The sequence below is a fragment of the Bacillus sp. FSL R5-0603 genome (assembly GCF_038050295.1).
GTDB classification, from domain to species: Bacteria; Bacillota; Bacilli; order Bacillales; family Bacillaceae; genus Bacillus; species Bacillus subtilis.
Genome location: NZ_JBBOYP010000001.1, coordinates 2,642,820 through 2,663,382, shown reverse-complemented (window position 1 = coordinate 2,663,382; position 20,563 = coordinate 2,642,820). Strand labels below are relative to the sequence as shown.

Annotated in this window: 17 protein-coding genes, 1 other RNA gene and 1 other annotated feature; of the genes, 15 read left to right on the top strand and 3 right to left on the bottom strand. The window is 44.9% G+C overall.

Annotation, left to right across the window (positions count from 1 at the left end):
• Positions 1-3 precede the first annotated feature (3 nt).
• A complete protein-coding gene (gene spoVB / locus NYE56_RS13780) occupies positions 4-1,560 on the bottom strand; it encodes a stage V sporulation protein B (RefSeq protein WP_268555724.1) in 1,557 nt (518 codons plus the stop codon).
• Between the two features lie 115 nt (positions 1,561-1,675).
• Here spoVB and comN point away from each other — a divergent pair, with 115 nt between their 5' ends.
• The 8 genes from comN (at position 1,676) to dtd (ending at position 11,048) form a co-directional block, all read left to right on the top strand.
• Positions 1,676-1,972 carry a post-transcriptional regulator ComN gene (gene comN, locus NYE56_RS13775; protein WP_003229735.1) on the top strand — a complete coding sequence of 99 codons (297 nt, stop codon included), beginning with the start codon at positions 1,676-1,678 and terminating at the stop codon, positions 1,970-1,972.
• 38 nt (positions 1,973-2,010) lie between these two features.
• Entirely contained in the window at positions 2,011-4,224 is a 2,214-nt protein-coding gene (secDF, locus tag NYE56_RS13770) for a protein translocase subunit SecDF (RefSeq protein WP_015714442.1), read from the top strand.
• A gap of 157 nt (positions 4,225-4,381) precedes the next feature.
• Positions 4,382-4,879: a cation:proton antiporter regulatory subunit gene (locus tag NYE56_RS13765; RefSeq protein WP_134981750.1), complete on the top strand. Its 498-nt coding sequence runs from the start codon at positions 4,382-4,384 to the stop codon at positions 4,877-4,879.
• Between the two features lie 75 nt (positions 4,880-4,954).
• A complete protein-coding gene (locus tag NYE56_RS13760) occupies positions 4,955-5,278 on the top strand; it encodes a LapA family protein (RefSeq protein ID WP_003229740.1) in 324 nt (107 codons plus the stop codon).
• 66 nt (positions 5,279-5,344) lie between these two features.
• Positions 5,345-7,705, top strand: coding sequence for a single-stranded-DNA-specific exonuclease RecJ (recJ, locus tag NYE56_RS13755; protein WP_032726300.1), 2,361 nt, complete (start codon positions 5,345-5,347; stop codon positions 7,703-7,705).
• 5 nt (positions 7,706-7,710) lie between these two features.
• The gene (locus NYE56_RS13750) at positions 7,711-8,223 is read left to right on the top strand and encodes an adenine phosphoribosyltransferase (protein WP_015384246.1); all 513 of its coding nucleotides are present in this window, start codon (positions 7,711-7,713) and stop codon (positions 8,221-8,223) included.
• A gap of 167 nt (positions 8,224-8,390) precedes the next feature.
• Complete coding sequence (gene relA / locus NYE56_RS13745) at positions 8,391-10,595, top strand: GTP diphosphokinase (RefSeq protein ID WP_003229747.1); 2,205 nt, start codon at positions 8,391-8,393, stop codon at positions 10,593-10,595.
• Positions 10,596-10,607: 12 nt separating this feature from the next.
• On the top strand, positions 10,608-11,048 hold the full coding sequence (dtd, locus tag NYE56_RS13740) for a D-aminoacyl-tRNA deacylase (RefSeq protein WP_004398689.1): 441 nt from the start codon (positions 10,608-10,610) through the stop codon (positions 11,046-11,048).
• Between the two features lie 26 nt (positions 11,049-11,074).
• Here dtd and NYE56_RS13735 read toward each other — a convergent pair whose 3' ends face one another.
• On the bottom strand, positions 11,075-12,631 hold the full coding sequence (locus NYE56_RS13735; RefSeq protein ID WP_341283981.1) for an SH3 domain-containing protein: 1,557 nt from the start codon (positions 12,629-12,631) through the stop codon (positions 11,075-11,077).
• 132 nt (positions 12,632-12,763) lie between these two features.
• On the opposite strand from NYE56_RS13735, the gene NYE56_RS13730 reads away from it, so the two are divergent.
• The 5 genes from NYE56_RS13730 (at position 12,764) to NYE56_RS13710 (ending at position 17,481) form a co-directional block, all read left to right on the top strand.
• Positions 12,764-12,934 (top strand): YrzK family protein, encoded by a 171-nt coding sequence (locus NYE56_RS13730; protein WP_004399157.1) that lies wholly within the window; start codon positions 12,764-12,766, stop codon positions 12,932-12,934.
• Between the two features lie 59 nt (positions 12,935-12,993).
• Positions 12,994-13,226: a binding site (T-box leader), on the top strand.
• A gap of 89 nt (positions 13,227-13,315) precedes the next feature.
• Positions 13,316-14,590 (top strand): histidine--tRNA ligase, encoded by a 1,275-nt coding sequence (gene hisS / locus NYE56_RS13725; RefSeq protein ID WP_032722254.1) that lies wholly within the window; start codon positions 13,316-13,318, stop codon positions 14,588-14,590.
• 13 nt (positions 14,591-14,603) lie between these two features.
• Positions 14,604-16,382: an aspartate--tRNA ligase gene (gene aspS / locus NYE56_RS13720; protein WP_015384241.1), complete on the top strand. Its 1,779-nt coding sequence runs from the start codon at positions 14,604-14,606 to the stop codon at positions 16,380-16,382.
• Between the two features lie 60 nt (positions 16,383-16,442).
• A non-coding RNA gene (gene ssrS, locus NYE56_RS13715) (6S RNA) lies at positions 16,443-16,635 on the top strand.
• A gap of 81 nt (positions 16,636-16,716) precedes the next feature.
• Positions 16,717-17,481, top strand: coding sequence for a tRNA threonylcarbamoyladenosine dehydratase (locus tag NYE56_RS13710; protein ID WP_341283980.1), 765 nt, complete (start codon positions 16,717-16,719; stop codon positions 17,479-17,481).
• 39 nt (positions 17,482-17,520) lie between these two features.
• Here the strand turns inward: NYE56_RS13710 and NYE56_RS13705 are convergent, their stop codons facing one another.
• Positions 17,521-18,786, bottom strand: a complete 1,266-nt coding sequence (locus NYE56_RS13705) for a replication-associated recombination protein A (RefSeq protein ID WP_063335522.1) — start codon at positions 18,784-18,786, stop codon at positions 17,521-17,523.
• A gap of 202 nt (positions 18,787-18,988) precedes the next feature.
• On the opposite strand from NYE56_RS13705, the gene cymR reads away from it, so the two are divergent.
• Positions 18,989-19,405, top strand: coding sequence for a cysteine metabolism transcriptional regulator CymR (gene cymR / locus NYE56_RS13700; protein ID WP_003225879.1), 417 nt, complete (start codon positions 18,989-18,991; stop codon positions 19,403-19,405).
• 18 nt (positions 19,406-19,423) lie between these two features.
• The gene (locus NYE56_RS13695; RefSeq protein ID WP_032722251.1) at positions 19,424-20,563 is read left to right on the top strand and encodes a cysteine desulfurase family protein; all 1,140 of its coding nucleotides are present in this window, start codon (positions 19,424-19,426) and stop codon (positions 20,561-20,563) included.

Genomic DNA, 20,563 nt, shown 5'->3' with positions numbered 1-20,563 from the left:
TCATTATCGGATGATCAACCGTCCGATAATGGGAATGCGGCGAAGCTCATCTTTTTTAATTAAACGGAAAACGAGCAGGAGGATCATATAAATGGCGGCGCTCGCCGCAATCCATCCGGCTAGATTGACAGCCTCAGATGCTCCAAAGCTTATATAATGTTTGATGGCGGAGCTGATGAATCCGCAAATTACAATAACAGCGAAGCTGAGCGCGTACTCCTTGATTTTGATGCTGATCGGCAGCACTTTGCTTACGGTTGCTGCGTGCAATAGCGTGACGAGCACCATGCCTGTCACAATGGCTAATGCCGCGCCCATAATGCCGAGAGAAGGCCTTGTGGCAAGGACAAAAATAAGGCCTGTTTTGACAAGCGCTCCGATTAAGCTGTTCATCATCGCAGCTCCTGCCAAATTAAGCGCCTGCAGCACAGCTTGAAGCGGGCCTTGGAAATAATAAAGCAGAAAAAACGGGGCCATCACTTTTATAAATACAGCTGCTCCTGAGGAACCGTACATCACTCTCATCAGCTCATCCGCAAATACAAATAAAATAACAACTGAAATGCCTCCGCTGAGCAGACAGAGACGCATCGCCTGTTCCAAGCGGTATTCCACCACCTGCAATTTTTTCTGCTCCATTCCTTCACTGATCGCAGGAACAAGCGCGGTCGACAAAGAATATGTAATAAAGCTGGGCAGAGTCAGCAGCGTCATGGCAAAGCCGGTCAGTTCCCCGTATTGCTTTGTTGCGGCAACTGTTGCCACACCGGCGATGGCAAGGCTTTGAGCGACGACGATTGGCTCGAAAAACCAAGAGAGGTTTCCGATAAAGCGGCTCCCGGTTGTTGGAAGGGACACGCTCATTAATTGGGTAAAGGTTTGTTTTCCGTTTTTAATTGACTGGAAAAAATGCTTTCTGATTCTAATTGTCTTTTTATACTTAAAGCAAACGAATAAATAAAGAAGTGATGCCAGCTCCCCTGCCACTGAGGATAGCATTGCCCCCGCTGCAGCATATTCAATTCCGTAAGGGAGAAAAATCGTTGTGCAGACAGCCACGAGTGAAATGCGGACGACCTGTTCAAGAACTTGTGACATAGCAAGCGGGTTCATATTCTGTTTTCCTTGAAAGTATCCCCTCAGCACACTCGATATAGCAATAATCGGCACAACCGGCGTAATGGCCAAGAGCGGATACAGTGTTCGCTTATCTGTCAGCATCGTTTCAGCCATAACCGGGGCGAAAAACAGAAACAGCGGTGTAAAGATGAGGCTGAGCACTCCCGTGATGGTCAGAGACATGACTAAAATATTTTTCGTTTTTTGATGATCTCCGCGCGCACTGGCTTCAGCGACTAGCTTGCTGATCGCGACCGGCAGACCGAATTGAGTTAATGTAGTGGCCAAGAAGAAGGTAGGCGCCGCCATCATGTAAAGCCCGACTCCTTCTTCACCGATAAAACGGGCGATAACCACCCGGTTGACAAACCCGAGCATTCTTGTAACCATTCCTGCTGCGATAAGGATAAGAGTGCCCTTTAAAAACGTCTGTTTCGCCATTTTTACCCCCTGCCTTCTCAAACTACCTGGAATCATATACAATAAAGATATGCGTATATATCGTCCAAGCATGACAAGTCTTCTTGAAAAACAATAAAAAAGGAGCGTGGAATTCGTGGAGAAGCATCCAGCCGATCTATATAAAGACCACGTCAGGCCGTTTCTTTACAGCAAACTGGAAGAGTTTAAGATTCTCGGGTATGATGATGTTGAACTCGAAAGTTTGTGGTCATACTTAACAGATAAGAAGTGGAAAAAGAAAACGGAACTGAACATTTATGAACTGGCGAGTGATATTTTATCAGTGAAAATTGGCGAATTTATGAACTATGCAACCGTTGAGTCATTTAAAACGTCTAATTGGCTGGGCAGTGAAGAGGGCCAGGAAGCATTGGAAGAACTGCTGAGATAGCAGGTTGATTCGCACAGGTTTAAGGGAGGATATACATAATGAAAAAAGGACGCTTGATTGCGTTTTTCCTTTTCGTTCTATTGATCGGCACGGGCTTGGGCTACTTTACGAAGCCTGCCGCTAACAATATTACGTTAGGATTGGATTTGCAAGGCGGATTTGAGGTGCTGTATGATGTACAGCCTGTAAAAAAAGGTGACAAAATCACAAAAGATGTTCTGGTCAGCACAGTAGAGGCATTGAACCGCCGGGCCAATGTTCTCGGTGTCAGCGAACCGAACATCCAAATTGAAGGGAATAACCGGATTCGCGTTCAGCTCGCTGGTGTGACAAACCAAAACAGAGCGCGTGAAATTTTGGCGACTGAAGCCCAGCTTTCTTTCAGAGATACGAATGACAAAGAATTGCTGAATGGCTCTGACCTCGTCGAAAACGGAGCTAAACAAACGTATGACGCCAAAACAAATGAACCGATTGTCAGCATTAAACTGAAAGATGCTGATAAATTCGGCGAAGTGACCAAAAAGGTCATGAAAATGGCGCCAAACAACCAGCTTGTTATTTGGATGGATTACGAAAAAGGGGACTCCTTTAAAAAAGAGGTTCAAAAAGAGCACCCTAAATATGTATCCGCCCCAAATGTAAGTCAGGAATTAAACACAACTGACGTTACAATTGAAGGGCAATTTACGGTTCAAGAAGCAAAAGATTTAGCCAGCATTTTAAACGCAGGCGCACTTCCTGTGAAACTGACTGAAAAATATTCGACATCAGTAGGCGCACAATTCGGCCAGCAGGCTCTCCATGATACGGTGTTCGCCGGTATTGTCGGTATCGCAATTATTTTCTTATTTATGCTTTTCTATTACCGTCTGCCGGGGTTAATCGCGGTGATTACGCTATCTGTTTATATCTACATTACACTCCAGATCTTTGACTGGATGAATGCCGTACTTACGCTTCCGGGAATTGCCGCTCTCATTTTAGGTGTCGGGATGGCTGTTGACGCCAACATTATTACCTATGAGCGGATTAAAGAAGAGCTCAAGCTAGGAAAGTCAGTCCGCTCTGCCTTCCGTTCAGGAAACAGACGGTCATTTGCGACGATTTTTGATGCGAATATTACAACCATTATTGCAGCGGTTGTGCTCTTTATCTTTGGGACAAGCTCTGTTAAAGGGTTTGCGACAATGCTGATCCTATCGATTTTGACAAGCTTTATCACTGCCGTTTTCTTATCGAGATTTCTCCTCGCTCTCCTTGTGGAAAGCAGATGGCTTGATCGGAAAAAAGGCTGGTTTGGTGTCAATAAGAAACATATCATGGATATTCAGGATACGGATGAAAATACAGAGCCGCATACGCCATTCCAAAAATGGGATTTCACGAGCAAACGCAAATACTTCTTTATTTTCTCCAGTGCGGTCACGGTTGCCGGGATTATTATCCTGCTTGTGTTCAGGCTGAATCTTGGCATTGACTTTGCAAGCGGTGCACGGATTGAAGTACAAAGCGACCATAAGCTGACGACAGAGCAAGTTGAAAAGGATTTTGAATCTCTTGGTATGGACCCTGATACTGTAGTTCTGTCAGGCGAAAAGAGCAATATCGGTGTTGCCCGTTTTGTCGGGGTGCCAGATAAAGAAACCATAGCAAAAGTAAAAACATATTTTAAAGACAAATACGGATCTGAGCCAAATGTCAGCACAGTTTCACCGACAGTCGGTAAGGAACTGGCAAGAAATGCGCTGTACGCAGTTGCTATAGCTTCTATTGGCATCATTATTTACGTTTCAATCCGATTCGAATACAAAATGGCGATTGCCGCAATCGCCTCATTGCTATATGACGCATTCTTTATCGTCACGTTCTTCAGTATTACAAGGCTTGAGGTAGATGTTACGTTCATCGCGGCCATCTTGACGATAATCGGGTATTCCATTAACGATACAATCGTTACATTTGACAGGGTCCGCGAGCATATGAAAAAGCGCAAGCCGAAAACATTTGCCGATCTGAACCATATTGTAAACCTGAGCCTGCAGCAAACCTTTACACGTTCAATTAACACTGTATTAACTGTTGTGATTGTTGTTGTGACATTGCTGATCTTTGGAGCATCTTCTATTACTAACTTCTCAATTGCTTTATTGGTCGGGCTGTTAACAGGCGTTTATTCTTCTCTATACATTGCCGCACAAATTTGGCTTGCATGGAAAGGAAGAGAACTGAAAAAAGATTCGGCGCAATAAAAAATATCAGGCTGTCCTCTGCAGGGCAGCCTGTTTTTTGAAGTTTCATTGAACTTAAAATAGACATTTGCTATAATGACATACGCTTACATTTAAACATATATATGGTGTTAAAAGTGTTTATGACTGGTTTTCAGATATGTAGGAGGGTTTATATATGAGGGTTCGCGAATCAGAGCTGCCGGGCATAGGACAAAAAGTTGAAATGATTACTAGAAACCGTGATAAAATTTCAATTATCATTCATCATGACGGACGGAGAGAGCTTTACTATTTTGACGAAAACGACCATGAGGAATGTGTTGCCTCCGTGCAGTTTGATGACGCTGAAGCAAGGCAAATGTCTGCAATTCTTGGCGGAATGGCCTATAAACCGAAAGCATTAGAACAGGTCGAGTCAGCCCTTGATGATTTGATTATAGAGTGGTGTAAAGCAGAGGCGGGAGCGCCTGCCATTCATCAGACGATTGGTGATTTGAATGTGGGTCAGGAATATCATGTGACGGTCATTGCAATTATTAAGAAGAATCAGGATAAACAACTGAATCCGAGCTCTGAAACAGTCATTGACGAAGGCGATACACTTGTGATTTCCGGTGAGGGAACCGGACTGAAGAGGCTGATTCGGGAAAAATTAACAGCGAAGGGAGCTTAACCTAGTGTTAAGCCATGTTTAAAACCAGTCTTGATGGGGAAAGTTACCTCAATAAGAAGTTTGGGGGAAAAGAGAATGAATAAACAATGGACCATTATTTTCGCACTTATTTTCACCTTAATTGTCGCTATTTTCGCAGTCATTAATGTTCGATCCGTAGAAGTTGATTACCTGTTTGGAAGATCAGAATGGCCGCTCATTCTTGTTATTTTGGGCTCAGTTTTAATGGGAGCGCTGATCGTATTTTCTGTCGGCATTTTTCAGGTAATGAAATTGAAGCGGGAAATAAAAACACTGCGGAAAGAAAATAGAACGGCAATACATAAACAAGAGGATACTCATCTTGCTGATCAGACTGACACACAGGATGCATCAGCCATGATTGAGAAAAAAGACTAGTTTTCGAATATTATTTGAAACCCCTCAGCCTGCTCTAGTATAATAGGGTGGTTGAGGGGTGAATTTATGTTAGCGTCAAAAATGCGATGGGAAATCCAGCGACCAGATCAGGATAAGGTCAAATCACTCACAGAACAATTGCATATAACACCTCTTGTTGCGTCCCTGCTTGTAAAAAGAGGCTTTGATACGGCAGAAAGCGCTAGGCTGTTTTTACATACAAAGGATGCCGATTTTTATGACCCTTTTGAAATGAAAGGCATGAAAGAAGCGGCAGATCGAATAAAACAGGCGATTTCACAACAAGAAAAGATTATGATATATGGCGATTATGACGCCGATGGGGTTACAAGTACGTCAGTGATGCTTCACACGCTGCAAAAACTGTCGGCTCAAGTTGATTTTTATATACCTGACCGTTTTAAAGAAGGATATGGACCTAATGAACAGGCGTTTCGTTCGATTAAAGAACGGGGCTTCTCTTTGATCATTACGGTTGATACAGGAATTGCCGCTGTGCATGAAGCGAAGGTGGCAAAGGAACTCGGACTGGATGTCATCATTACCGATCATCATGAACCGGGACCGGAGCTTCCGGATGTCCATGCAATCGTCCACCCGAAGCAACCTGGATGCACTTACCCGTTTAAGGAGCTTGCCGGGGTTGGAGTCGCGTTTAAGCTTGCCCACGCTCTATTGGGTGAACTTCCTGATGAACTGCTTGACCTGGCGGCTATCGGCACCATTGCCGATCTAGTCCCGCTGCATGACGAAAACAGATTAATTGCAACACTAGGACTTGAAAGGCTTCGGCGGACAAATCGGCTCGGCTTAAAAGAGCTGATTAAGCTGTCAGGCGGAGACATCGGAGAAGCGAACGAAGAAACTGTCGGATTTCAGCTCGCACCAAGGCTGAATGCCGTCGGAAGAATCGAACAGGCGGATCCAGCTGTTCATTTGCTTATGTCAGAGGATTCGTTTGAAGCGGAAGAGCTTGCCGCAGAAATTGACCAGCTGAACAAAGAGCGCCAAAAAATGGTCAGCAAAATGACGGATGAAGCGATTGAAATGGTTGAACAGCAAGGGCTCGATCAAACTGCAATTGTCGTGGCCAAAGCTGGATGGAACCCGGGAGTCGTCGGGATTGTGGCTTCAAAGCTTGTGGACCGCTTCTACCGACCGGCCATTGTTCTTGGCATTGATGAAGAAAAGGGAATCGCTAAAGGTTCGGCCCGAAGCATCAGAGGATTTAATTTATTTGAGAGCCTTTCTGAATGCAGAGATATTCTTCCTCATTTCGGCGGCCATCCAATGGCTGCGGGGATGACGCTGAAAGCCGAAGATGTGCCGGATTTGCGAAGCAGGCTGAATGAAATAGCGGACAATACGCTTACGGAAGAGGATTTTATTCCCGTACAGGAAGTCGACCTTGTCTGCGGCGTCGAAGACATTACAGTTGAAAGCATCGCAGAAATGAACATGCTGTCTCCTTTTGGCATGCTGAACCCGAAACCGCACGTTCTCGTAGAAAACGCAGTACTGGAAGATGTCCGCAAGATAGGGGCAAATAAAACTCATGTCAAAATGACGATCAGAAACGAGTCGTCCCAGCTTGATTGCGTCGGTTTTAATAAAGGCGAGCTTCAAGAAGGCATCGTACCGGGTTCAAGAATTTCCATTGTCGGTGAGATGTCAATCAACGAATGGAACAATCGAAAAAAGCCGCAGCTTATGATAAAGGATGCCGCTGTTTCTGAATGGCAGCTGTTTGATTTAAGGGGAAAACGGACGTGGGAAGACACAGTTTCCGCCCTTCCATCTGCTAAACGGGCCATTGTCTCTTTCAAAGAAGACTCAACAACATTACTTCAAACTGAAGACCTTCGCCGAGAAGTGCACGTCATCAGTTCTAAAGATCAAGCAAAGGCGTTTGACCTCGATGGTGCATATATTGTATTACTGGATCCGCCGCCTTCGCTGGACATGCTCGCACGTTTGCTGGAAGGCAAGGCGCCTGAGCGGATATATTTTATTTTTCTCAATCATGAGGACCACTTTTTATCAACTTTTCCCGCAAGAGACCACTTTAAATGGTATTATGCATTCTTGCTGAAAAGAGGCGCTTTTGACGTGAAAAAACACGGTTCAGAGCTTGCAAAACATAAAGGCTGGTCCGTTGAAACAATCAATTTCATGACAAAGGTGTTTTTTGATCTCGGTTTTGTTAAAATAGAGAATGGTGTGCTGTCTGTTGTGAGCGGAGCAAAGAAGCGCGACTTAACAGACTCACAAACATATCAGGCGAAACAGCAGCTGATGGAACTGGATCAAAAGCTGAATTATTCTTCTGCTGAAGAGCTGAAGGAATGGCTGAATAAGCTGATGAAACAAGATTCAGAGGCTTATGAAAGTACGAGGAGGACATAAAACAGATGGATTTAAAACAATACGTAACAATTGTACCTGATTACCCGAAAGAGGGCGTGCAATTTAAAGATATTACGACACTGATGGATAAAGGCGATGTATACCGCTATGCCACAGATCAAATTGTTGAATATGCGAAAGAAAAGCAAATTGATTTGGTCGTTGGCCCTGAAGCGCGCGGCTTTATTATCGGCTGTCCCGTTGCTTACGCGCTTGGCGTAGGTTTTGCGCCGGTCCGCAAAGAAGGCAAGTTGCCTCGTGAAGTAATCAAAGTGGATTATGGCTTGGAATACGGAAAAGACGTATTAACGATCCACAAAGATGCGATTAAGCCTGGTCAGCGTGTGCTTATTACAGATGACCTGCTTGCGACAGGCGGCACAATTGAAGCGACAATCAAACTTGTTGAAGAACTTGGCGGCGTTGTTGCTGGTATCGCTTTCTTAATCGAGCTTTCTTACCTTGACGGCAGAAATAAGCTGGAAAATTACGACATCTTAACATTGATGAAATACTAAGGATAACCGCATAACGAAAAAGCACTCCATGTCAGGGTGCTTTTTTCCTATTGTTTTGCATTTATTTTATATAATATTTGGCTATTTGAACTTCTGCTCTTTACATCTTTCGTTTTTTTCTTGATAATAAACTACAATACAGTTTACATTTTAAAAAAGGTGATTCCATGGCGAACGAACAAGTATTGACTGCCGAGCAAGTTATAGATAAAGCGCGCAGCTATCTATCTGATGAGCATATCGCATTTGTCGAAAAAGCATATCTGTACGCTGAAGATGCTCATCGCGAGCAATACCGCAAATCGGGCGAGCCATATATTATTCATCCGATTCAGGTTGCGGGGATTCTCGTTGATCTTGAAATGGACCCTTCCACAATCGCGGGCGGATTTTTGCACGATGTCGTGGAAGATACAGATGTGACGCTTGATGACCTGAAAGAAGCATTTTCCGAAGAAGTGGCAATGCTTGTAGACGGCGTAACGAAACTCGGCAAAATTAAATATAAATCTCAAGAGGAACAGCAGGCGGAAAACCATCGCAAAATGTTTGTCGCTATGGCTCAAGATATCAGGGTCATATTGATCAAGCTGGCGGATCGTCTTCACAATATGCGGACACTGAAACATCTGCCTCAGGAAAAACAGCGGAGAATCTCCAATGAAACGCTGGAAATTTTTGCTCCTTTGGCGCATCGTCTCGGGATTTCAAAAATTAAGTGGGAATTGGAAGATACGGCGCTCCGTTATTTGAACCCTCAGCAATATTACAGAATTGTCAACCTCATGAAGAAGAAACGTGCAGAACGTGAGCTTTATGTCGATGAGGTTGTCAATGAAGTGAAGAAACGTGTCGAAGAAGTAAATATCAAGGCTGACTTCTCGGGACGCCCGAAACATATTTACAGCATTTATCGAAAAATGGTGCTGCAAAATAAGCAATTCAATGAAATTTACGATTTGCTGGCTGTCCGTATTCTTGTGAATAGCATAAAGGACTGCTACGCGGTGCTTGGCATCATTCACACATGCTGGAAACCGATGCCCGGCAGATTCAAAGATTATATCGCAATGCCGAAGCCGAATATGTATCAATCGCTTCATACAACGGTTATTGGGCCTAAAGGCGATCCGCTTGAAGTGCAGATCCGCACCTTTGAAATGCATGAAATAGCGGAATACGGGGTTGCGGCTCACTGGGCTTATAAAGAAGGGAAAGCAGCCAATGAAGGTGCAACCTTTGAGAAAAAGCTTTCTTGGTTCCGTGAAATTTTAGAATTTCAAAATGAATCGACAGATGCAGAAGAATTTATGGAATCGCTCAAAATTGATTTGTTCTCTGATATGGTGTATGTCTTTACGCCAAAAGGAGATGTAATCGAGCTTCCGTCCGGTTCTGTTCCGATTGATTTTTCTTACCGGATTCACTCTGAAATCGGCAATAAAACAATCGGTGCCAAAGTAAACGGAAAAATGGTTACGCTTGACCATAAGCTTCGGACAGGTGATATCGTGGAAATTCTCACCTCTAAGCATTCCTACGGCCCGAGCCAGGATTGGGTGAAGCTTGCCCAAACATCCCAAGCGAAGCATAAAATCCGTCAATTCTTTAAGAAACAGCGGCGTGAAGAAAATGTCGAAAAAGGCCGTGAGCTGGTCGAAAAAGAAATTAAGAACTTGGATTTTGAATTGAAGGATGTTTTAACGCCGGAGAATATTCAAAAGGTTGCTGACAAATTTAATTTCTCAAATGAAGAGGATATGTACGCGGCGGTCGGTTACAACGGCATCACAGCTCTGCAGGTGGCGAACCGCCTAACAGAAAAAGAGAGAAAGCAGCGCGATCAGGAAGAACAGGAAAAGATCGTTCAGGAAGTTACTGGGGAACCTAAGCCGTACCCGCAAGGAAGAAAACGGGAAGCTGGCGTTCGTGTCAAGGGCATCGACAATCTCCTTGTCCGTTTATCAAAATGCTGCAATCCTGTGCCAGGTGATGATATTGTCGGCTTTATCACAAAAGGCAGAGGGGTTTCGGTCCATCGCGAAGACTGTCCGAATGTCAAAACGAATGAAGCCCAAGAGCGGCTGATCCCGGTAGAGTGGGAACATGAGTCACAGGTTCAAAAGCGCAAGGAATACAATGTTGAGATAGAGATTCTTGGGTATGACCGCCGCGGATTGCTGAACGAGGTACTCCAGGCAGTGAATGAAACGAAAACCAATATTTCATCTGTCTCTGGCAAATCGGATCGCAATAAAGTGGCAACCATCCATATGGCGATTTTTATCCAGAATATCAATCACTTGCATAAAGTCGTCGAGCGTATTAAACAGATTAGAGATATCTATTCTGTGCGCCGCGTCATGAACTAAAGGGGTTAGAAAATGAGATTAGTTGTTCAGCGAGTAACAGAAGCAAGCGTTACAGTGGACGAAGAGGTCGTCGGCCAAATTGGACAAGGCCTCATGGTGCTGGTCGGCATCACTCATGATGATACAGAAGATGATGCAGCTTATTTAGCCGATAAAGTTGTCAATCTCCGTATTTTCGATGACAGTGAAGGAAAAATGAATCTGTCTCTTGTAGATATAGGAGGAGAGATTTTATCCGTCTCACAGTTTACGCTTTATGGAGATACGAAAAAAGGGCGCCGGCCGAACTACATGAACGCGGCCAAACCTGATAAAGCTTTAGGTCTTTATGAAAAATGGAATGACCTGCTTCGTGAAAAAGGAATCAAAGTGGAGACCGGAACGTTTGGAGCAATGATGGATGTTCAGCTTACAAACTCCGGACCGGTTACGCTCATTATGGATTCAAAATAAAAAAAGCTGCCAAAAGGCAGCTTTTTTTATTGGAAGTACTTCTCTAATCCGCTTTCGATCCCATCTGTTACTTTTTCTTGGTATGAATTGCTATGTACAATGGCTTCTTCCTGCGGATGGCTTACATATCCCAGCTCGTACAGCATAGCGGGCTGTCTGTTTTCCCGGAGCACATAATAATCTCCGAATAATACGCCGCGGTCTGGAATGGAAGAACGCTTCACCACTTCTGAGTGGACATCTGATGCGAGTTCCTGATCTTTGGCAGGACTGTAGTAATATGCTGTACTGCCTCTTGTAGAGGTATCCGCATAGCTGTCATAATGAATGCTGATAAAGGCGTCAGCGTTGCGGTAGTGAGACGTAGAGACCCGTGACTGCAGGCTGACAAAGGTATCATCCTGGCGTGTCACATATACATCCGCGCCAGCCGATCTGAGTTTGCTTGCGAGCAGTTTTGCCGTTTTGATCGTCAGGTTTTTCTCGAATTTCCCCGAATACCCGATCGTTCCGCTGTCTTTTCCTCCATGTCCCGGGTCAACAATAATCGTTTTATTGTTTAGAGAGCCGTTTCCAGACGGGGAATCAGAGACTGGCGGTTCACCTGCTTCTTCTGCGCTTTTAGACGTTTGGACCACCCAATTGGCTACATAAGCAGTTTGCCCGTTATCAAGCTTTATTTCATACCAACTTCCCTTTGAACCGGTAATGGTGTATGAATCTCCTTTGGCAGCGCGCTCAACGATCGAAGCTGATGTTGACGCATCACTTCTTAGATTCGTTCCTCCGTACATGATATAGGCTTTTTTAGCGGAGGGTGAACTGCCGGCATTTGCTGAATCATCAGCTGGAACAGAACTAGTCAAAAGGTAATGGCTTGCAACCCAGCCTTTTAGCCCGTTCACCTCAATGTGAGCCCAGCCATTTTTCTCGTTGAGAACCGTCAGTTTCGTTCCGCGATCAAGTTTTGTTATAATTGCCGCGTCATGTGAGGCGGAGGCTCTTACATTTAGCGAAGAAACACCGACTGTGCCCGTCGTTGACGCACCGGAATCCTCGGTTTGGTCACTCTCATCAGACGCTGAACTGCTGCCTCCTGATGTGACATATTCAGATGATACCCATCCGGTGGCACTGTGATAGGATATCTTGATCCAGCCCGAATCTTTATCAATGACAGATGCTTGGCTGCCTTGCGGGAATTTGCCGATGACTTCGTAGGAAGTGCCCGGGCCGCTTCTCATCCGCAGATCGGGGTCTGTTGATGTCACAGTGTCACTGCTTCCTGAGGAGCTTGTGCTGGCCTGGTCTTCCTTTGTAATAAGCCAGGAGACTACCCAGCCCTTTTCTCCGGAACCAAGCTGTATCTGCACCCAGTCTCCATCTTCTTTTAAAATCGGATAGCGTTCTCCCTTTTTTACTTCCGCTGTAATGCCGTAGCTAAGCCCAGGGCCGCTTCTGACGTTCATTTCATCTGTTGCGATGACCGCTTCTCCTTGAGCAGCTGTAACGGATGAAAAGGTCGGGAATAGCGCTGCGGTGAAAATAATACATACAATAAGGACAAAGTATTTCTTGTTCATTGTGTCCTCCTTTCTGATGATCATTAAAAAAGCATTCTTGTTTAATATCGTAAAGTCCTTTCTGATTTTTAAATAAAAATAAAATGATTTGTTTATACTAAGCGTAAATACAATCAAAAAGGTGTGCAAATCATGAAATATCATCCAAAAATGGGACGTGCATTTCACGACGGTGAAGCGAATCTGCATTACAGCGATCACGCAGATCCCGATACGACTGGTTATCTTACGGAAACAGCATCTGAATTTGGTCTTATGTCCAAAGAAGCAGCGCTGAGGAAAAACAACCGGAATAAAGCTTGACAGAGAACCCCAATCCCATTATTATAATAGAAATTGAGTACATAGCAAATGATGAAAGATTTGAACCAATAATGGAGAAGAGTAGGTCAGATTGCATGATTAGAGAGGAACCCGCCCCAGGCTGAAAGCGGATCCCATTGCGTCTTTCTCGAAACAACACTCCGGAGGTTTCCTGCTGAACGCGTGAATAACGCCATTAGGCAGTGAACGTGAACCTGCGTTAAAGGATCGAGCGGGAATATGAACGTATTCCAACTAGGGTGGCACCACGGGTATAACTCTCGTCCCTACTATCATGTATAGTAGGGACGGGAGTTTTTTTCATTTTCATCATTAACGATCATTGGATATTTTAAAAGGAATACATAAGGAGGTCTACCTATGGGATATAACATTCCGAGAGGAACACAGGATATTCTGCCTGGAGAATCAGATCGTTGGCAGTTTGTTGAACAAATTATGAGAGACACTTGCCGCACTTATCAATATAAAGAAATCCGCACACCGATTTTTGAGCATACAGAACTGTTTGCCAGAGGCGTCGGAGAATCAACGGATATCGTACAAAAAGAAATGTATACCTTCGAGGACCGCAAAGGCAGAAGCCTGACGCTTCGTCCGGAGGGAACAGCTGCTGCGGTTCGCGCTTTTAATGAAAACAAGCTGTTCGCAAATCCTGTACAGCCGACAAAGCTTTATTATGTCGGGCCGATGTTCCGTTATGAACGTCCTCAGACAGGCCGTTACCGCCAGTTTTATCAGTTTGGAATTGAAGCGATTGGTTCAAAAGACCCTGCAATCGACGCTGAAGTAATGGCGCTTGCGATGAGTATTTATGAAAAAGCAGGTTTAGAAAACGTTAAGCTTGTCATAAACAGTCTCGGCGATCAAGATAGCCGCAAAAGCTACAGAGAAGCGCTCGTGAAACACTTCGAGCCTCGCATCGAAGAATTTTGTTCAGACTGCCAGTCCCGGCTGCACACGAACCCGCTTAGAATTTTGGACTGCAAAAAAGACCGTGATCATGAGCTGATGAAATCGGCACCTTCGATTTTGACATATTTAAATGAAGAATCAGCCGCTTATTTTGACAAAGTGAAACAATACTTAAATGATCTTGGCATTTCGTATGAAATCGATCCGAACCTTGTGAGAGGGCTGGATTATTACAACCACACCGCATTTGAAATTATGAGCAATGCGGAGGGCTTTGGCGCGATTACGACACTTGCCGGCGGCGGACGCTACGACGGGCTTGTCGAACAGATTGGCGGACCTGAAGCACCGGGCATCGGATTTGCGATGAGCATCGAACGCTTGCTTGCCGCAATTGATGCTGAAAAACGAGAGCTGCCTGTTGATAAGGGAATCGACTGCTATATCGTCACACTCGGCGAAAAAGCAAAGGATTATTCTGTTTCATTGGTGTACAAACTGAGAGAAGCAGGCATTTCCAGTGAAATCGATTATGAAAATAAGAAAATGAAAGGCCAGTTTAAAACAGCTGATCGCTTAAATGCCAGATTTATTGCGATTTTGGGTGAAGATGAGCTTGCCCAAAACAAAATCAATGTAAAGGATGCACAGACGGGCGAACAGATTGAAGTGGCACTTGATGAATTTATACATGTGATGAAGGCAAACCAAAAGGGATAAGGAGTGAAACGCATTGTTTGGAAGAACATATTATTGCGGTGATATAACTGAAAAAGCAATTGGCGAATCTGTAACGCTGAAAGGCTGGGTCCAAAAAAGACGAGACCTCGGCGGATTGATTTTTATTGACTTGCGTGACCGTACGGGAATTGTTCAAGTCGTTTTTAACCCTGATGTGTCAAAAGAAGCGCTTGCTATTGCGGAAGGCATCAGAAATGAATACGTGCTTGATATTCAAGGAAAAGTGGTGGCGCGTGAAGAGGGAACAGTTAATCCGAATTTGAAAACAGGCGCGATCGAAATACATGCTGATGGAGTGAACGTATTAAATGCTGCAAAGACACCTCCATTTGCGATTTCTGATCAAGCTGAAGAAGTGTCAGAGGACGTTCGTTTAAAACACCGTTACTTAGATTTGCGCAGACCGGCTATGTTCCAGACGATGCAGCTGCGCCATAACGTGACGAAAGCTGTTCGCAGCTTTTTAGATGAAAATGGGTTTCTTGATATTGAAACGCCGATTTTAACAGGAAGCACGCCTGAAGGCGCACGTGACTACTTGGTACCGAGCCGTGTGCACGAAGGTGAGTTCTACGCGCTGCCGCAGTCCCCGCAGCTATTTAAACAGCTTCTGATGGTATCAGGTATTGAACGATATTATCAAATTGCCCGCTGTTTCCGCGATGAAGACTTGCGTGCGGACCGCCAGCCTGAGTTCACGCAAATTGATATTGAAATGTCCTTTATGAGCCAGGAAGACATTATGTCATTGGCTGAGGAGATGATGGCAAAGGTTATGCGTGAAACAAAAGGTGAGGAACTTAAGCTTCCTCTTCCTCGAATGACGTATGACGAAGCAATGAACAAGTACGGTTCTGATAAACCGGATACGCGTTTTGACATGCTTTTGACGGATGTGTCTGACATTGTAAAGGATACGGAATTTAAAGTGTTCTCATCAGCTGTAGCAAACGGCGGCGTGGTTAAAGCCATTAACGTAAAAGGCGGTGCCGGCGATTACTCCAGAAAAGACATCGATGCTCTTGGCGCTTTTGCTGCAAACTACGGGGCAAAAGGGCTTGCCTGGGTGAAGGTTGAGGCAGACGGAGTGAAAGGCCCGATTGCTAAATTCTTTGATGAAGAAAAGCAGTCTAAGCTGATTGAAGCACTTGATGCAGCTGAAGGTGATTTGCTGCTGTTCGGAGCGGATCAATTCGAAGTTGTGGCCGCATCACTCGGCGCCCTGCGCTTAAAGCTTGGGAAAGAGCGCGGGCTGATTGACGAAAAATTGTTCAATTTCTTATGGGTCATCGACTGGCCGCTATTAGAGCATGATCCGGAAGAAGGCCGTTTTTACGCAGCGCACCATCCGTTCACAATGCCTGTCCGCGAAGACCTTGAGCTGATTGAAACAGCGCCTGAAGACATGAAAGCACAAGCCTATGACCTCGTCTTAAACGGCTATGAGCTTGGCGGCGGTTCAATCCGTATTTTTGAAAAGGATATTCAGGAAAAAATGTTCGCGCTTCTCGGCTTCTCACCAGAAGAAGCGGCTGAACAGTTCGGATTCCTGCTGGAAGCATTTGAATACGGCGCTCCTCCGCACGGCGGAATCGCACTCGGCTTAGACCGTCTCGTTATGCTTCTCGCTGGACGTACGAACCTGAGAGATACGATTGCATTCCCGAAAACGGCAAGTGCAAGCTGCCTGATGACAGAAGCGCCGGGAGAAGTAAGTGACGCTCAGCTTGACGAGCTTCATCTTTCTATCAAGAAAAAAGTTAAGAACTGAATGTGCAGTTCGATTCTTGAAAATCAAAATCGTCTGTGATATGATTTTGACAAGTTAAATAAAGTCCTGATGTGTTAGTTGTACACCTAGTTTTGACCGAACATTTTTTTGATTTGGGAGCCCGCATTTTTAAATGGCGTACATGCCTCTTTTCATTCGGTAAAGAGGACTTACAAGATTTAAAAGAGGGCACCCACCTGCTGAGAGCGGGTTCAAAACAAAGGAAAGCTGCAACGGCACTATTGGGACTTTATTTTTTGTGCGCAGAAAAACGGCTGCTCATGGATCAGCCATTTTATAGATGAAACCAGAATACGAATGTGGAGTGAGGTTCTTGTTACACCAGTTTTCACGCAATGAATTAGCTATCGGAAAAGAAGGGCTTGAAACGCTGAAAAAGAGCACAGTTGCTGTGCTTGGAGTCGGGGGAGTTGGGTCGTTCGCGGCGGAAGCTCTCGCGCGGTCAGGCGTCGGCCGCATTCTGCTTGTCGACAAAGATGATGTCGACATTACAAATGTAAACCGTCAGCTTCACGCGCTGCTTTCAACTGTCGGACAGCCGAAAGTTGATTTAATGAAGGCGCGGATCGCAGACATTAACCCGGAGTGTGAAGTGATCGCGTTAAAAATGTTCTATACGGAGGAAACGTATGAGCAGTTTTTTGACTATGATCTTGACTATGTCATTGATGCGTCAGACACGATTCATTATAAAATTCATTTAATGAAAGAATGTCTGAAACGGGATATTCCGCTCATCTCCAGCATGGGTGCTGCAAATAAAACGGATCCGACACGCTTCCAAATCGCTGATATCTCAAAAACGCACACTGATCCAATTGCGAAGGTCGTTCGTACGAAATTACGCAAAGAGGGGATCAAAAAAGGCGTTCAAGTGATTTTCTCTGATGAAAGCCCGATTGTCATTCGGGAAGATGTCAGAAAAGAAGTGGGAAATGACGAAGCGAAAATCCGTAAAGCAAAAATGCCGCCTTCCTCTAATGCTTTTGTGCCGTCAGTTGCAGGTTTGATTATGGGCGGACATGTTGTCATGGATCTTTTGAAAGACATTGAAATCAAACGTGTGAAGGATAAATAATGCATAAAAACAGCCTTGATGATCAAGGCTGTTTTTGTTTTATTTTCTTTTCATTAATTTATCGTACACCTGCTTTAAGGCGGATTCGAATTTTCCTGTCTGTTTCGGCTTATAGTATTGCTTATTTTTCAGAGGATCAGGGAGGTATTGTTGTTCGACCCAACCGTTGTCGTAATTGTGCGGGTATTTATAGTCGATTCCTCTTCCTAATTCCTGAGCCCCTTTATAATGCGCGTCTTTTAAATGCTTCGGGACATCCCCAATTTTTCCGGCTCTGATATCTGCCAGGGCCTCATCGATTGCCAGAATGGCAGAGTTTGATTTCGGTGAGAGGCAAAGCTCAATAACTGCGTTGGCCAGAGGGATTCGCGCTTCAGGAAACCCGACTCGCTCAGCGGTCTGAATAGCGTTCAGCACTCTAGGGCCGGCTTGCGGGCTTGCTAAACCGATATCTTCATAGGCGATGACAAGCAATCGTCTTGCGATGCTCTCCAGATCACCGGCTTCAATTAATCTAGCCAAATAGTGAAGAGCAGCGTTGGCATCAGAGCCGCGGATCGATTTTTGAAAAGCGGACAGTACATCATAATGCGCGTCACCATCTTTATCGTGAGAAAAGCTTTTTTTCTGCAAGCATTCTTCCGCGGTTTCTAATGTAATATGAATTTCACCGTCTGCTGACTCCTTCGTTGACAACACGGCAAGCTCAAGCGCATTTAAAGCGGAGCGGACATCTCCTCCGCATCCGTTGGCAAAATGCTCCATTGCCTGATCATCAATGGATACAGAATAGGTGCCAAGGCCCCGATGTTCATCATGGAGCGCACGTTCCAGTGCCTGTTTAATCAGATCAGGTGTTAACGGTTCCAGCTCAAAAATCTGGGTCCGGCTTCTGATCGCCGGATTAATGGCATGATACGGGTTAGCCGTCGTTGCTCCGATCAAAATGATCATCCCGTTTTCTAAATAGGGTAATAGAAAATCCTGTTTACCTTTATCCAGCCTGTGGACTTCATCCAGAATCAAAATCACTTGGCCGGACATCTTGGCTTCCTGAGCTACGATTTCCATATCTTTTTTATTGTTAATGACAGCATTCAGCTTTCGAAAAGCAATACTTGTTGAACCGGCGATTGCTGTTGCGATTGATGTTTTTCCAATTCCGGGCGGCCCGTACAAAATCATGGATGACAAATGTTTTGCCTGGACCATTCTGCCAATAATTTTATCTTCAGCCACCAGATGCTGCTGGCCGATAATATCCTCTATTTTTGTCGGACGCATCCGATATGCCAATGGCTTCATCTATCATCTCTCCTTACTTAATTACAGGGTAACGGAAAACCGTACATTAGAAAAGGGGAAAGGCCCCTTTCCTTCTGCCTCAATGAAAATTCGCTGAAGGTATGTTATAATAACAGTTGGTCTATAAGATAATAAACGGACGAAACATATAGAAATTACCATTATAAATGTGGAAAATCATGAAATAACAGAGGTGTTCATGTTGAAAATATCAACTAAGGGAAGATACGGGCTCACCATTATGATCGAGCTTGCAAAAAAGCACGGTGAAGGCCCGACTTCATTAAAAAGCATCGCACAGACGAATAATTTGTCCGAGCATTATTTGGAGCAGCTGGTATCGCCGCTCAGAAATGCCGGTTTAGTGAAAAGCATCAGAGGCGCATATGGCGGATATGTATTAGGCAGTGAGCCGGATGCCATTACCGCGGGAGATATTATCCGTGTGCTTGAGGGGCCGATCAGCCCTGTTGAAGTGCTGGAAGATGAGGAGCCTGCCAAGCGTGAGCTCTGGATTCGCATCCGGGATGCTGTAAAAGAGGTTTTAGACAGTACAACATTAGAGGATCTCGCCAGCTATACAGACGGAGAGCAAGAAGCTTATATGTTCTATATTTAGATCAGAGGTGTAAACATAATGGAACGGATTTATTTAGATCATGCCGCAACGTCTCCGATGGATGAGCGCGTGCTGGAAAAAATGATACCGCACTTCTCCGGCAGTTTCGGTAATCCCTCCAGTATTCATTCATTTGGCAGAGAATCTCGAAAATGGGTGGATGAAGCAAGAGCGCAGATCGCAGCAGAAATCGGAGCGGCAGAGCAGGAGATCATTTTTACAAGCGGGGGAACGGAAGCTGATAACTTGGCGATCATGGGAACCGCACTTGCAAGAAAAGATCTTGGCAGACATATCATCACAACAAAAATTGAGCATCACGCCGTGCTTCACACATGTGAAAAACTTGAGGAAGACGGATTTGACATAACGTATCTGGACGTTGACCAAAATGGAAGAGTCAGTGCAAAACAGGTGAAAGAAGCTCTGCGTGATGATACAATCCTTGTGACAGTGATGTATGGAAATAATGAAGTTGGAACAGTGCAGCCGATCGAAGAAATCGGTGAGCTGTTAAAGGAACACAAAGCTTATTTTCATACCGATGCTGTTCAGGCATTCGGGTTGCTGCCAATTGATGTGAAAAACAGCCATATTGACCTTCTGTCTGTTTCCGGGCACAAGCTCAACGGGCCAAAAGGGACAGGCTTTTTATATGCTAGTAAAGACGTGAAGCTTTCACCGCTTTTATTCGGAGGAGAGCAAGAAAGAAAACGCCGTGCCGGAACCGAAAATGTTCCAGGCATTGTCGGGCTGAAAGAAGCGATCAAGCTGTCAAGTGAAGAACGGGACGAAAAAAACGAGAAGTATCAATCGTTTAAAGCAATCTTTGCCGACACGCTTAGAGATGCAGGTGTGGCATTTGAGGTCAACGGGGACAAAGAGCATAGTCTGCCGCATGTTCTGAATCTTTATTTCCCCGGTGTGTCAGTGGAAGCGCTGCTGGTTAATCTTGATATGGCTGGTGTCGCTGTCTCCAGCGGTTCAGCGTGCACGGCCGGTTCAGTCCTGCCGTCACATGTTCTGACTGCTATGTTCGGCGAAGAGAGTGACCGGCTGACGTCCTCTATTCGAATCAGCTTCGGCCTCGGCAATACGGCTGAGCAAGTGAAAACTGCTGCCAAACATGTGGCCGACGTTGTCAAACGGCTGACATAA